This window comes from Bacillus sp. FSL M7-0558, from assembly GCF_038003245.1.
GTDB lineage: Bacteria > Bacillota > Bacilli > Bacillales > Bacillaceae > Bacillus > Bacillus pumilus.
In genome coordinates, this window is the sequence record NZ_JBBOOU010000001.1 from 3,059,125 (window position 1) to 3,072,756 (window position 13,632).

Genomic DNA, 13,632 nt, shown 5'->3' on the forward strand with positions numbered 1-13,632 from the left:
CCATCTTACTCAAAGTAATTGTGCTTTTTCAGGAAATTCTTCGCAACGGTGGCTGGTTCTTGAAGCTCTCCGTCGACTTGATAGTTCAGCTCTTGCATTTGTTCTGTATTAATTTTTCCGATCAGTCTGTTGATCACCTTATCAAGCCCTGGGTTCTCTTTTAAAACTTTTTTCGGGACAACGGGCGATGCATCATATGGCGGGAAAAACCGCTTATCATCTTTTAAAATTTTGAGGTTATAGGCTTTGATTCGCCCATCTGTTGAATAGGCAAGCACAATATCCATTTTTTCATTTTTTAATGCATCGTACACTAAACCAATCTGCATTGGATACGTGCTTCCAAATTCAATTCCGTATGTTTTCACGAATCCTTCATAACCGTCGCCTTTCTTTTTGAGCCATATATTATCGACACCGAACCGGTAATTCTTCGCATTCTTTTTCAAGTCAGAGACCGTTTCTAACTTGTTTTCCTTCGCCATCTTTTGCGTCACGGCAAAGGCATACGTATTGTCAAAGCCATAGGAATCAAACCATTTGTAATCATAGCGTTTCTTAAATTCTTTTTGGACGATTTCCATTGCACGCTCCGGGTCTTTTTCCGCATCCATTCCAAGCGTACTCGTCAAATCTGTCCCTGTATATCTTGTCGCAGAAATGTCGATATCCCCATTTTCCATTGCTTTCTGCTGTACGGTATTAGAGCCTAAGTTTTTCACAATGGTTGTCTTTTTATCAGTGTAATGTTCGATGATCTCGCTAACCATATAGGCCATGATTTCTGATTCGGTAAAGTTTTGTGCTCCCACCCGCAGCGTATTGCCTGAGGAGCCGGCTAGTCCAGGAAGTGAACAGCCGCTTATCAATAGCAAGCATCCAGCAAGCAGTGCGCTGATCCATTTTGTTTTTCGATTCTTCACATAAGCCAACTCCTTATGAAACTTCCTTCAATCCTTTTAAGCCTTCTGGTGTTACTTTTTTCTCCAGCTTCATCAATGTAAAGTCAATGATGACCGCTAAAATGGTGACTGGGATGGCACCTGCAATAATGTATTCCGGCTGGTATAGCTGAAGTCCAATCAAAATGTAGTCACCAAGACCGCCTCCACCGATAAAAGCAGCAAGTGTTGTCCAGCCAATTAAATAAATCGTTGACGTTCGGACACCTGCCATAATGATCGGTACAGCAAGTGGAAGTTCCACGAGACGAATTTGTTCCCATGTCGTCATGCCGATCCCTTTACCGGATTCAAGCAGATTTTTGTTCACACCTTGGACGCCGGCATACGTATTTCTCAAAATAGGCAATACCGAATAGAAAAAGAGAGCAACGATTGCAGGTATTTTCCCAACCCCCAAAATAGGAATAAAAAATGCAAGAATCGCTAAACTAGGGAGTGTTTGAAAGATATTCACGACACCGATGACAAAACCTGCGCCTCGTTTCATTCGCGTGAGAACGACGCCTAAAGGAACGGCAACGATAATTCCTAGCACGACAGCAATTAAGGAAATATATAAATGCTCCCACATTTTTGTGAGGAGTTCCCCACCATTTTTCTCTAGAAAATCGATGATTTGATCCATGTGTCCACCTCCCTTAGTTCATTTCAATGGCAGACGCTGGCGTATCGTCTCCCCAAATGGAGTCGTACACAACATCTACAAGACTTGCCCGTGTCACAATGCCTTTTAAATGCCCTTTGGCATCGACAACCGGTACATATTTAATACCGCGTATTAAGATTTTCCGAACGGTGTCTCTGAGAAGTGCGCCTTCTTGTACAGTATAGAACTCTGTATTTAAGATCTCACCAACGAAAGCCGCTTTTCTGCGGTTCGCATCAATTGTTTCAATATCGATATAGCCTTTTAACACATCATGTTCATCTACTACAAGCAAGGAATCGACCCGCTTTTCTCTCATGATATAGATGGCATCAGTCAACGTTTGTTCGACTGTAATGGTGACTGGTGACGTGTTCATCATTTGTTCTACACGTTCCATATTCGGATTTGACTGAAGCAGGCGTTCTTTTCCGATGAATTCTTCAACGAACTCGTTGGCTGGGTTACGCAAAATATCTTCTGGTGTGCCTACTTGAACAATCTCTCCATCTTTTAAAATCACAATTCGGTCAGCCAGTTTAATTGCTTCATCCATGTCATGTGTGACGAATACGATGGTTTTATTTAACGTTTTTTGCAGCTTCTTAAATTCTTCCTGCAATGTATCTCGTGTAATTGGATCAAGTGCACCAAATGGTTCATCCATGAGGATCAGAGGGGGTTCTGCTGCCAGTGCGCGAAGAACTCCGATGCGCTGCTGCTGTCCTCCACTGAGTTCATGAGGATAGCGCTCTAAAAATTCTGGGCCCATGTCGACGAGCTTCAACAGTTCGCGTGCTCGTTCCTTCCGTTTTTCTTCCGGCCATTTTAAGAGCTTCGGCACAAGTGAGATGTTTTGCGCGATGGTCATATGGGGGAACAGTCCAATTTGCTGAATCACATAACCGATTTCTCTTCTTAATTGAACTGGATCTTTTTTCATGATATTTTCTCCCTCGATAAAAATATTTCCTGAGGAAGGTTCGATGAGTCGGTTGATCATCTTCATGGTTGTGGTCTTACCACAGCCACTCGGTCCAATAAAACAAATAAATTCTCCTTTTGCTATGTCTAAATCAATATTTTTGACAGCTTTTTTTCCGCCTTTATACGTCTTAGATACATTCTCTAGTTTCAGCAAATGAGACACCTCCAATTAGTTGGATCTATATATTCAGAAAATTTACACCTTATTAATTATAGTGCAAACTTTATAAAATAAAAAGTTTATGATGTGTTTGTATTGCATAACATTTATATAAAATTTTCAGTTAACGCCGTAATATCTAGATATCTCTCCTTTTTCCTCCAAATTACTAGCAATTACTCAATATTTATTGTTTTCATCAACAAACAGGTATATGATATATTGTGTTACAAATTGTCAGTCGTGAAGGGATGAAGCGGGGAGTGGACAAGCAAGCGCTAGGCGCCATTCAAAAAGCACAGGATCATTATATTGAAAAAGCTGCAGAGAACATGAATGCCTTTGGTCTTTCTTCTACAGTGGGTAGAGTGCTTGGTATCATTCACATGAACCGTAAACCAATGACGCTGGAAGAGCTATCAGAGGCGACCGGCATGAGCAAAACGAGGATGAGTCAAGTCGTTCGAGAAATGCTCGATTTAAATATTGCGGAAAAGGTTTATGAAAAAGGAATACGTAAAGATCTTTATGACGTTGAGCAAGATCAATACCAAACGTTTATTTCATTGTTTGCAGCCAATTGGACACGTGTTGTCAGTAAAAACCGTAAAGCACATAAGAAAACGTGCAAGGAATTGCAAGAGCTGCTTGAACAGAAAGATTTACCAGAAGAAACAGAGGATAAAATCAATCTGCTTCTTTCAGAAATCAAGGAAAGTCTTGATTACTATGATTGGATTAGCCGCTTAATTGAGTTCTTTGAAAGTGAAGAAGTATTTAAGCATGTGCCGAAACCTTAAAAAAAGCTGTTTTATTTTACATCATTGTAGAAAAAAACAGCTTTTTTATATACACTTATGACATAAACATCGGAAACATCCCTTTTAAGCCTGCGCCGATCATTTCAACTGCCACTACAGCCAGAATTAATCCCATCAAACGCGTCACGACATTCATCTCTGTTTTCCCCATTTTTCTCATAATAAAACTTGAATAATGAAAGGCATAATACGTCATGGCAAGAACGATGACAATGCCGATTAGAATCGCAAACATGTGGAGCATCCCTTGACTTCCCGGGGTTAAACTCATCACTGTAGCGATTGTACCGGGACCAGCGATGATCGGAATGGCGAGCGGCGTAACGGAGATATCTGCCTTCTCTTTGCTTTCTGCCTTTTCCTCCGAATGAGGATTTTGGACGTGTGATTCTTTTGCATTCAGTAAATTGTAAGCGATACCAAAAATAAAAATACCGCCAGCGATGCGAAGTGCATGAATATCAATTCCAAACAGTTTGAAAATGAGCCTGCCTGCCAATAGAAAGGCAATCAAAATAATAAAAGAGACCACGATGGCTTTTTTGGCTGTCTGGGAGCGCTCTTTCTCTGTATAGCCCTCTGTTAAGGTGATGAAAAGAGGTACGTTTCCTATGGGGTTTGATACAGCAAATAATGAGACGACAACATGAATCATAAAGGAAATCAACAGACACCCTCCTTTTTGCATAGTGTCTGCCATTCTGATGTGAATATTCCCTTGTGATGTTAAAACCTGTATATCTTTAACCGATGATAATAATGGTTTAAAGAAAGGGGTTCACACATGAAGAAAACAATGACGATCATTCTTCTTTCTGTAGCAGTTATTGCCTTAGGTGGCTGGATTGTTGGGCAGCAGCAGACCATCGTAAAAGCAGAGAAAACACATCAGCAAGAAAGCAAAACGAGCGATCTGAAGCTCTCGCAGTTAACATCAGATCAAACAGATATGAAGCATAAAAACGATGAACAAAAAAAGCAAATAGCCACCGTCACAAAAAAGCTCAAAAAAGAAAAGAAAGCCTATGAAAAAGAGGTCAAACAGCGTAAAGCGCTTGAGATAAAAGTCGACCAGCTTCAAAAAGAGCTGGCAGCAGCAAAAGCCACTGCTCAAGCAAATAAGCAGACCGCTCAGTCTACAAGGAAACCAACTGTCAAAAAAGACCCGAATGTCACTCATCATCCTCCCTCACAGTGGGTACAGGACCAATACGATTGGGGCGTGAAACAAGGGTATATTAAAGAATAGAAAGGATGAAAAAATGTGATACAGATTCGGCGATTATCTCATGATGAATCTCTCCCAATGGATCTTTTACTATTAGCTGATCCTTCAAAGGAAAAGGTTCTTGCTTATGTACAATCCGGTTCTTGTTATGCGGCTTTTCATGAAGATGATGTGATTGGTGTCTATGTGCTATCATCGCTCTCTCAGCATTCAGTGGAAATCATGAATGTGGCTGTGAAGGAGTCATGGCAAGGAAGGGGAATTGGGAAGCAGCTGATCCGCCATGCAATCGCTGAAGCGAAAGCTGCTGGTTTTCATACGATTGAAATCGGCACAGGCAACTCGAGTATTCAGCAGCTCGCACTTTATCAAAAATGCGGCTTCCGCCTAACGTCGATCGATCGTGATTTCTTCCTTAAGCATTATGATGAACCAATTTATGAAAACGGGATTCAGTGTATAGATATGGTACGGCTGTCACTTACATTTCAAGCAGACTGACTATTTGTTCAGCCTGCTTTTTTTATGCTCTTCGTTTCTTCATAGCATGAATCACATATTGAATGAAAAAGTAAAGCACAGCGCCGGCTAAAAAGCAGACAACGCATCCAAAAAGCGTCGCCTCAGAGCTGAATTGATACTCTTCAATTTTCATAATATAAAATGGCATACCAAACAGCGTTGGACTTGATTCGATATGATTGACCTCTAGCAGTAGTAAAAAGACAGGGGTCATAAACACAGCAAATATATACAGCATCGCAAGTGTTAAGCCGCTAGAAAACGAATGAAATACTTTGATCATCTCTTTCTCTCCTTCATCTCTTTTAAACTGACTGTGATATTTTTCCCGTCTGGGCAAGCTGGATGCAGCATCACAGTGTTCAGTAAAGAAAAAAACAGCAGCTGATGACTCACCGAATGCTTCCACGTTAATAAAAGCACAATTGAGCAGAGTACCGGAAACAGCGGACCTGCAAGTGCCACCATCAGATTAAAGCTCGGCCGGGCAAATGTCTCATGGACGATCGCCACATGCTTCCAATCAATCGTTACCACAAAATCAAAGAGCGGCCTTTTTTCGACTTTGTTACACACCATGATCATCAGCATATGACCGAGTTCATGAATGAGCACAACCGCTAGTAAACTAATGACAAGCCCCATCATCGCAATATCGGCCTTTTTAACATCACAGCATATATACAACTGAAAAAGGTAAGTGACCCAAGCAGATAAGCGGTGGCAAGAAGAAACATATGAGCTGACAGCCACTCTAATAAAAGCATATCGATGAAGCTGAATACAGCAATCATCATCACGATGACAAACAGTTTATTAAAATCACTGATTTTCACGACAAACCCCGTACAGGCTGCCATGACGGTCATGAATAAAATGGACAAACTCGCCAAGCCATGACCTTCACTTTCAATACCGATCACCAAATAAGCAAGGCCAATATACACAAAATAAATGAGTAAATTGATTGTGTAATAAAATAAAATTCTTGGCAATATATACGCACCCTTTGATGTATTTAACATAAAGATGGCCCGTTGATTGATATGATATTCTCTGCCAATCATCAGCGGAAGCATGATCAATATTTCCTTTAACGCAAACTGCACAATAAAGGCATACAGCCAGCCAGTTTCTTCCGGTGTAAAAACAAATGGCAGCCCAATCGTCAAACAAACGAGAAAGAGGAACAAAATGCCTTGTTCTTTAAAAACAGTTGATCGGATGAAATAGACCATTTCCTGCCGCACATGCGTCAGAAAGGAAGAGTACGTCCTAATTTTCTGGTAAGAAAATGACTTTACCTCTGTTTTCAGCTGCAAAAACATTTGATGAACATAGCAAGCTGCTAAGCCCTTTACCCATAGCCAGCCAGAGCTTAGAAGAATTACCAGCAACGTCAGATAGACAGCCGGCCATACATGGATCATCTCCACTGCTTTTTGAAAAAGAAGAAATATGAGTACTTGAAGTGTCGCAAAGCCGATTGTTTGTAGCAGTAAATGCTCCTTTGTTTTTGATACGAAATAACTTACACCGATCCTCATTAGCATCCATGAAGAGAGCGTATAAAGTGCCAATATGCCGCATGTGATGCAGACAACGATGATCCAATACAGAGATGGGGTGACACCTGTGATAAAAAGACCTAATACAATCGGTAAAAAAAGCAGTCCAGCCATGAGGAAGCAAAAAAGCACTGGAAAGAAATACGCACAAAGGACAAAGGGTACACTTTGTATCGCACTGTTCAAAAAGTAGAATTGATATTCTTGGCGCTTCAGTTTATTGCGGGATAACACAATCCCTGCTCCTAATAGTAAGAGCGACATTTTGACAAATTGGAGATATAGCGCAGCTGGCTCACTTTCACCTGCCTGCATGTAAAAGCGCAGGCTGATGACAACGTATATCGCATAGATGAGCAAGAGAAAAACGGCAGCTGAGAGCAGCTGCAAAGGATACTTTTTTCCAAGTTGCTTTCCTTTCGTTGTCAGCATGCCCCACTCTATTTTATGAAGAACGTGTCGTGTCCAAATCATTGAGTAACCTCTCCACCTGCATATAGTAATCTCGATTTACTTCTTTATAAATCTCTTCAAGTGCCTGATGAGGAAATGTCTCATTCGTTTCTTGGCGGGACATATTCAGCTTGACGTCACCATTTCTTAAGATCATGAGATGATCATATAATGTATCACCAAAACTCAAATGATGAGTTGAAATCAGGATGCCAGCGCCTTGATCTCTCAGCTTCATGAGCACCTTTTTTAAGATGATCATCATATCTGGATCAAGTCCGTTCGTTGGCTCGTCGAACACATAATAATCACACGGTCTGAGAAGCTGCGAAATGATCTGTGTTTTCTTTTGATTGCCATGGGACAGCTGAGCGATTGGCTGATCCATATACGGACTCAGCTCAAACAAATCGGTGAAGGTCTCTTCACGTGTGACATCTTGCTCATGTGGCAGCTGAAGTAATTGAAAGTATTCCCTCGGTGTTAAATAATCGAACAACGCATGATCGTCAGGAATATAGGAAACATGTTTTTTCAACAGGGAAATATGTGCTGAGGATTGAAGGTTCAGCTGTTCACCATGTAAGGAAACGTAGCCAGTAAATGGCGTCAGCCCAAACATAGCTTGAATCATCGTTGTCTTTCCTGCACCATTATGCCCTAAAAGAAGCATCATCTGGCCTTTCTCCACGTTCATTTGTATATGGCGGAGAGAGAAGGTGCGGCTATACGTTTTTTCTTGTAATTGTAATGTCAGCATCATATCCCTCCGTTTGTTTCAGATGGAACAGATGACCTTGCATCTGTTCTCATCCCTGTTAGAACCCGCATTGGATTTTAACGTACATGCCTAATAATTTGAACTCTCCTAAAAATTTGGAGCCCTGTCCAAAGGTCTTACATGCCCAAATCAATGCTCCAAGTGAAATAATGCCCAATATAGCGGCAAGGACATAAATCCAAAATGCGTTTTTCTGTACATTCTTAGAAGTTAGAATTCGTTGCTTCCTTTCATCATATGCCGCCAGTAGGTGGAGAATATACATATACACACCTACTGGAAAACGAAGGCTAAAAGGATTCAGCATCTCATCACCCCCTAATATATGTAAAATGATACCACCCCCTTACAGAAAGCATAAGTTCATTTCAGATCATATTTTTAGTCGATTTTTCATGATCTATTGCTTATAAATGGTGGATCTTCTCACTTTCCCTCTGACTGAAGGACGACTTTTTACAAAAATAGGATGTGACTATTGAAACAGCTGCGGGATCTCATTCAACACAAAAAAACGCTGCGCCCACTCTTTTATAAGAGCGGAACGCAGCGCGTTGCTGGCATTATTTATTCAAGTTATAGAATGTTGCAATGCCATGATATTGTGCTGTTTCAGCCAATTGATCTTCGATGCGAAGTAATTGGTTGTATTTCGCCACACGGTCCGTACGAGACGGAGCACCTGTTTTGATTTGTCCAGCGTTTGTTGCTACAGCGATGTCTGCAATTGTGCTGTCTTCTGTTTCACCAGAACGGTGAGAGATAACAGCTGTGTATCCTGCACGTTTTGCCATTTCGATTGCATCAAATGTTTCAGTTAATGTACCGATTTGGTTTACTTTGATTAGGATTGAGTTACCAACGCCGTTTTTGATTCCTTCAGAAAGCTTCTTCGTGTTTGTCACAAACAAGTCATCTCCTACTAGCTGAACCTTGCTGCCAAGGCGCTCAGTTAATAGTTTGTGACCTTCCCAGTCGTTTTCATCAAGGCCGTCTTCGATCGAGATGATTGGGTATTTCGATACCATATCTTCATACCAGTCAACCATTTCAGCAGATGTTTTCACAACACCTTCGCCTGATAAATGATATTTACCGTCTTCTTTGTTGTAGAACTCAGAAGATGCAGCATCCATTGCAAGTTTCACTTCTTCACCTGGTTTGAAACCAGCTTTTTCAATCGCTTCAACGATTGTTTGAAGTGCTTCTTCGTTAGAACCAAGGTTTGGAGCGAATCCACCTTCGTCACCTACAGCTGTGTTTAAGCCTTTTGCACTTAATACAGATTTCAGGCTATGGAAGATTTGTGCGCCCATGCGAAGTGCTTCACGGAAGTTAGGTGCACCTACAGGCATAATCATGAATTCTTGAATGTCTACGTTGTTATCCGCATGCTCTCCGCCGTTGACGATGTTCATCATTGGCACTGGAAGCGTTTTGGAGTTGAATCCACCAAGGTATTGGTAAAGTGGAATTTGTAAGAAATCAGCAGCCGCACGTGCTACAGCGATAGATACGCCAAGGATTGCGTTTGCGCCTAATTTCCCTTTGTTTTCTGTTCCGTCAAGTTCGATTAACATTTTGTCAATTGCTACTTGTTCAGTTACATCAAAGCCTAAAAGCTCTGGTGCAATGATTTCGTTTACGTTGTTTACAGCTGTCAGAACACCTTTTCCAAGGTAACGGTCTTTGTCTCCGTCACGTAGTTCTACTGCTTCATATTCACCAGTAGAGGCACCACTTGGTACTAGTGCACGGCCAAAGCCGCCAGATTCTGTGTAAACTTCTACTTCAACTGTTGGGTTACCGCGAGAGTCTAATACTTCGCGTGCATATACGTCAACAATGTATGGCATCGTTATTTCTCTCCTTTTGAATCAATTTGTTATTTCTGAATCAATGATGTTCCTGTCATCTCTTTTGGTTTTTCAAGACCAAGTAAGTCTAAAAGCGTTGGAGATAGATCGGCTAGAATGCCGCCTTCTCTAAGCGTTGCACCTTTTTTCGTTACGATGACTGGAACAGGGTTTGTCGTATGTGCAGTATGCGGCTTTCCTTCTTCAGTAATCAGCACGTCTGCGTTACCGTGGTCTGCCGTGATGATGGCATGTCCGCCTTTTGCTAGGATTGCGTCGACAACAGCTCCTAAGCATTCATCTACTGCTTCAATGGCTTTGATTGTTGGCTCAAGCATACCTGAATGACCAACCATATCCGGGTTAGCAAAGTTCAGGATGATCGCATCATGCTTGTCAGCATTGATGTCTGCAACTAGTGCATCCTTTACCTCATAAGCGCTCATTTCTGGCTTGAGGTCATAGGTTGCCACATCTGGCGAATTGATCAAGATGCGGTCTTCACCAGGAAATTCTTCTTCACGTCCACCGCTCATAAAGAACGTCACGTGAGGATATTTCTCTGTTTCAGCAATCCGCAGCTGTTTCAATCCATTTTGCGCTAGCACTTCTCCTACTGTGTTATCCAAATTCACTGGTTTGAAGGCAACATAGCCATCAACCGTTTCACTGAAGTGTGTGAAGCAGACGAAGTGTAAATGCTTCGGATGTGCTTCTCCGCGATCAAACGAGCGGAAATCTTCATTTGTGAAGGTGTTCGAAATTTGGATTGCACGGTCTGGGCGGAAGTTATAGAAAATCACAGAATCGCCGTCGTTTACTTTTGCAACTGGCTCACCATTTTCTCTCGTGATGACAGATGGAATAACGAATTCATCGTAGATTCCATTTTCATAGGAGTCATCAACGACATCATAGATGTTTTGATAACTTGGGCCTTCACCATACGCCATCGCGCGATATGCTTTCTCCACACGATCCCAGCGTTTGTCACGGTCCATTGAGTAATAGCGTCCAGAAAGTGTTGCCACTTCTCCGACACCGATTTCTTTGATTTGTTCTTCAAGCTGTTTTAAGTACACTTTGGCTGTCTTTTGACCAACATCACGTCCGTCCAAGAAGCCATGAATGTATACTTTTGTTAAGCCTTCTTTTTTCGCTAGTTTCAGCAAGGCAAAAAGATGCTGGATGTGGCTGTGCACACCGCCGTCTGACAGGAGACCGAATAAATGAAGGGCCTTGTCATTCTCTTTTGCATAAGTCATTGCCTCTAGGAACGTTTCGTTTTTCTCAAATTCCCCATCACGAATGGCAACATTCACTCTTGTTAAGCTTTGATACACAATGCGTCCTGCACCGATGTTCAAATGCCCAACTTCAGAGTTCCCCATTTGACCTTGTGGGAGGCCTACTGCCTCACCTGAAGCCGTTAAGGTTTGATGCGGGAATTCGTTCCAGTAGCGGTCGAAGTTCGGTTTCTTTGCTTGGGCAACAGCGTTACCAACTGTTTCGCCTCTTAAACCGAATCCATCTAAGATAATTAATGCAGCTGGTTTCTTACTCATATTGACCTTCCTCCAATAATTGAACGAAAGACTGAGGTTCTAAGCTTGCGCCGCCTACCAAAGCACCGTCAATATCGGATTCTGCCATATATTCTTTAATATTCGCAGGTTTCACGCTTCCGCCATATTGAATGCGAAGGCTGTCTGCCGCTTCTTGACCATATTCGCTTGCAACCGTTTGACGGATATGCGCACAAACGTCGTTTGCATCTTTCGCTGTAGAAGATTTCCCTGTACCGATCGCCCAGATTGGCTCATATGCAATAACAGATTCAGAAACTTGCTGAGTTGTTAAACCAGTTAGTGCTTTCTTCACTTGATCAGCGACAAGTTCATTTGTTTTGCCAGCTTCACGCTCTTCAAGCGTTTCACCTACACAGATAATTGGAACGATGCCATGCTTGAATGCAGCATGTGCTTTTTTGTTCACTGTTTCATCTGTTTCAGCGAAGAATTCACGGCGCTCTGAATGACCGATCACTGAGTAGCCAATGCCAAGATCTTTTAGCGCAGCAGGACTGATTTCACCAGTGAATGCACCATTTTCTTCAAAGTGCATGTTTTGTGCACCAATTTTAAGGTCTGTTCCGTTAGAAAGGCTGTTTAGCTTTTCAAGGAAAAGAGCTGGCGCACAGACAATTGCTTCCACTTTGTCAGGAGATGGAATGGATGACTTGACTTCTTCAACGAAGCTAACCGCTTCGCCAAGTGTTTTGTTCATTTTCCAGTTCCCAGCTATAATTGGTTTTCTCATGATTGACACTTCCTTATAGCAGTTTTGGTCTTATTTATCGTTTAATGCAGTAACACCTGGAAGCTCTTTGCCTTCCATAAATTCAAGTGAAGCGCCGCCGCCTGTAGAAATATGGCTCATCTGATCAGCCAGACCAAATTTCTCAACAGCTGCTGCTGAATCTCCACCGCCAATGACAGAATATGTATCTTTTGCTTCTGCCAGTGCTTCTGCGATTGCTTTTGTTCCTTTAGCGAATGCGTCGATTTCAAATACACCCATTGGTCCGTTCCAAACAACAAGCTTGCTGTTTTTAATAACATCAGCGTACTTGCCTATTGTCTCTGTTCCAATATCAAGTGCTTCTAGGTCACTTGGAATTTCAGAGATTGGCACAATGCTTGTATTCGCATCATTTGAAAAGTCGTCGGCTACCAGAACATCTGTTGGAATCAGGAAGTTCACGCCTTTTTCTTTTGCACGGTCCATAAAGGATTTCGCTAAATCGACTTTGTCTTCTTCTAATAAAGATTTTCCTACTTCGTGGCCTAGTGCTTTCACAAATGTGTAAGCAAGTCCGCCGCCGATGATGAGGTTGTCCACTTTATCAAGAAGACTTTCAATCACACCGATTTTATCCTTTACTTTTGCGCCACCGATAATCGCTGTAAATGGGCGATCAGGGTTTGAAATGGCTTTTCCTAGAACCTCAAGCTCTTTTTGCATGAGGAAGCCAGAAACAGCCGGAAGATATGCTGCAATACCAGCAGTGGATGCATGTGCACGGTGTGCAGCACCGAACGCATCATTGACATACACATCGGCTAAATCAGCAAATGCTTTTGATAGTTCAGGATCGTTCTTTTCTTCACCAGGATAGAAACGAACGTTTTCAAGCACTAGCACATCTCCTTCTTTTAAGTCAGAGATTTGCTTTTTCACGTTGTCCCCGTAAGCTTCATCCGTTTTTTTCACTTCTTGTCCAAGAAGCTCTTGCAGACGTTTCGCTACAGGTGTCAGACGCAGTTCTTCAGTAACTTGACCCTTCGGACGACCCAAATGACTAGCTAGTAGTACCTTTGCGCCTTGTCCTGTTAAATACTCAATCGTTGGTAATGCTGCGCGAATACGAGTATCATCCGTCACTTTTCCGTCTTTCATTGGAACGTTAAAATCTACGCGGCAGAACACAACTTTACCTTTTACGTCAATGTCTTTTACTGATTTCTTATTCATGCTCGTCAGGAGATCCTCCTTTATTCTGGTTTCCTTACGCATTGGACAAGTCTCTCTTTATCCTTTTCCCATTTTGCCCTCATCAAAACGAGAAATCGTGCAGAACGGATA

General features: G+C 42.0%; 16 protein-coding genes. 3 read left to right on the forward strand and 13 right to left on the reverse strand.

From position 1 onward, the window contains the following. Positions 1 to 5: 5 nt before the first annotated feature. The 3 genes from MHB79_RS15615 to MHB79_RS15625 are packed head-to-tail and all read right to left on the reverse strand — an operon-like array spanning position 6 to position 2,752. Positions 6 to 923 (reverse strand): osmoprotectant ABC transporter substrate-binding protein, encoded by a 918-nt coding sequence (locus MHB79_RS15615; RefSeq protein WP_340990162.1) that lies wholly within the window; start codon positions 921 to 923, stop codon positions 6 to 8. A 13-nt stretch (positions 924 to 936) separates the two neighbouring features. Then, complete coding sequence (locus tag MHB79_RS15620; protein ID WP_003213477.1) at positions 937 to 1,590, reverse strand: ABC transporter permease; 654 nt, start codon at positions 1,588 to 1,590, stop codon at positions 937 to 939. A 13-nt stretch (positions 1,591 to 1,603) separates the two neighbouring features. After that, positions 1,604 to 2,752 (reverse strand): betaine/proline/choline family ABC transporter ATP-binding protein, encoded by a 1,149-nt coding sequence (locus tag MHB79_RS15625; protein ID WP_003212926.1) that lies wholly within the window; start codon positions 2,750 to 2,752, stop codon positions 1,604 to 1,606. A 269-nt stretch (positions 2,753 to 3,021) separates the two neighbouring features. On the opposite strand from MHB79_RS15625, the gene MHB79_RS15630 reads away from it, so the two are divergent. Further along, complete coding sequence (locus tag MHB79_RS15630) at positions 3,022 to 3,558, forward strand: GbsR/MarR family transcriptional regulator (RefSeq protein WP_212045549.1); 537 nt, start codon at positions 3,022 to 3,024, stop codon at positions 3,556 to 3,558. Between the two features lie 55 nt (positions 3,559 to 3,613). Here MHB79_RS15630 and MHB79_RS15635 read toward each other — a convergent pair whose 3' ends face one another. Continuing rightward, complete coding sequence (locus MHB79_RS15635; protein WP_003212698.1) at positions 3,614 to 4,246, reverse strand: MarC family protein; 633 nt, start codon at positions 4,244 to 4,246, stop codon at positions 3,614 to 3,616. Positions 4,247 to 4,363: 117 nt separating this feature from the next. On the opposite strand from MHB79_RS15635, the gene MHB79_RS15640 reads away from it, so the two are divergent. Together MHB79_RS15640 and MHB79_RS15645 are read left to right on the forward strand one after the other, a co-directional pair. After that, a complete protein-coding gene (locus MHB79_RS15640; RefSeq protein ID WP_268492586.1) occupies positions 4,364 to 4,828 on the forward strand; it encodes a hypothetical protein in 465 nt (154 codons plus the stop codon). A gap of 15 nt (positions 4,829 to 4,843) precedes the next feature. After that, positions 4,844 to 5,308 (forward strand): GNAT family N-acetyltransferase, encoded by a 465-nt coding sequence (locus MHB79_RS15645; RefSeq protein WP_251190807.1) that lies wholly within the window; start codon positions 4,844 to 4,846, stop codon positions 5,306 to 5,308. Between the two features lie 22 nt (positions 5,309 to 5,330). Here the strand turns inward: MHB79_RS15645 and MHB79_RS15650 are convergent, their stop codons facing one another. The 9 genes from MHB79_RS15650 to MHB79_RS15690 all read right to left on the reverse strand — a co-directional run bounded on the left by MHB79_RS15650 (position 5,331) and on the right by MHB79_RS15690 (position 13,521). Beyond that, on the reverse strand, positions 5,331 to 5,612 hold the full coding sequence (locus MHB79_RS15650) for a hypothetical protein (RefSeq protein WP_003213050.1): 282 nt from the start codon (positions 5,610 to 5,612) through the stop codon (positions 5,331 to 5,333). After that, positions 5,609 to 5,977: a hypothetical protein gene (locus MHB79_RS15655; RefSeq protein WP_050944185.1), complete on the reverse strand. Its 369-nt coding sequence runs from the start codon at positions 5,975 to 5,977 to the stop codon at positions 5,609 to 5,611. Before MHB79_RS15655 ends, MHB79_RS15650 begins: the two co-directional genes overlap by 4 nt. After that, entirely contained in the window at positions 5,974 to 7,371 is a 1,398-nt protein-coding gene (locus MHB79_RS15660; protein ID WP_253622236.1) for a hypothetical protein, read from the reverse strand. Before MHB79_RS15660 ends, MHB79_RS15655 begins: the two co-directional genes overlap by 4 nt. After that, positions 7,343 to 8,110, reverse strand: coding sequence for an ATP-binding cassette domain-containing protein (locus tag MHB79_RS15665; RefSeq protein WP_034620132.1), 768 nt, complete (start codon positions 8,108 to 8,110; stop codon positions 7,343 to 7,345). The genes MHB79_RS15660 and MHB79_RS15665 overlap by 29 nt, the downstream gene beginning before the upstream one ends. Positions 8,111 to 8,168: 58 nt before the next feature. Beyond that, positions 8,169 to 8,438: a hypothetical protein gene (locus MHB79_RS15670; protein ID WP_034620133.1), complete on the reverse strand. Its 270-nt coding sequence runs from the start codon at positions 8,436 to 8,438 to the stop codon at positions 8,169 to 8,171. A 256-nt stretch (positions 8,439 to 8,694) separates the two neighbouring features. Continuing rightward, positions 8,695 to 9,987, reverse strand: a complete 1,293-nt coding sequence (gene eno, locus MHB79_RS15675) for a phosphopyruvate hydratase (protein ID WP_003212752.1) — start codon at positions 9,985 to 9,987, stop codon at positions 8,695 to 8,697. Positions 9,988 to 10,016: 29 nt separating this feature from the next. After that, positions 10,017 to 11,552: a 2,3-bisphosphoglycerate-independent phosphoglycerate mutase gene (gene gpmI / locus MHB79_RS15680; protein ID WP_050944194.1), complete on the reverse strand. Its 1,536-nt coding sequence runs from the start codon at positions 11,550 to 11,552 to the stop codon at positions 10,017 to 10,019. After that, positions 11,545 to 12,306, reverse strand: a complete 762-nt coding sequence (gene tpiA, locus MHB79_RS15685; RefSeq protein ID WP_340990169.1) for a triose-phosphate isomerase — start codon at positions 12,304 to 12,306, stop codon at positions 11,545 to 11,547. Before tpiA ends, gpmI begins: the two co-directional genes overlap by 8 nt. A 30-nt stretch (positions 12,307 to 12,336) precedes the next feature. Then, positions 12,337 to 13,521 carry a phosphoglycerate kinase gene (locus MHB79_RS15690; protein WP_340990171.1) on the reverse strand — a complete coding sequence of 395 codons (1,185 nt, stop codon included), beginning with the start codon at positions 13,519 to 13,521 and terminating at the stop codon, positions 12,337 to 12,339. Positions 13,522 to 13,632 lie beyond the last annotated feature (111 nt).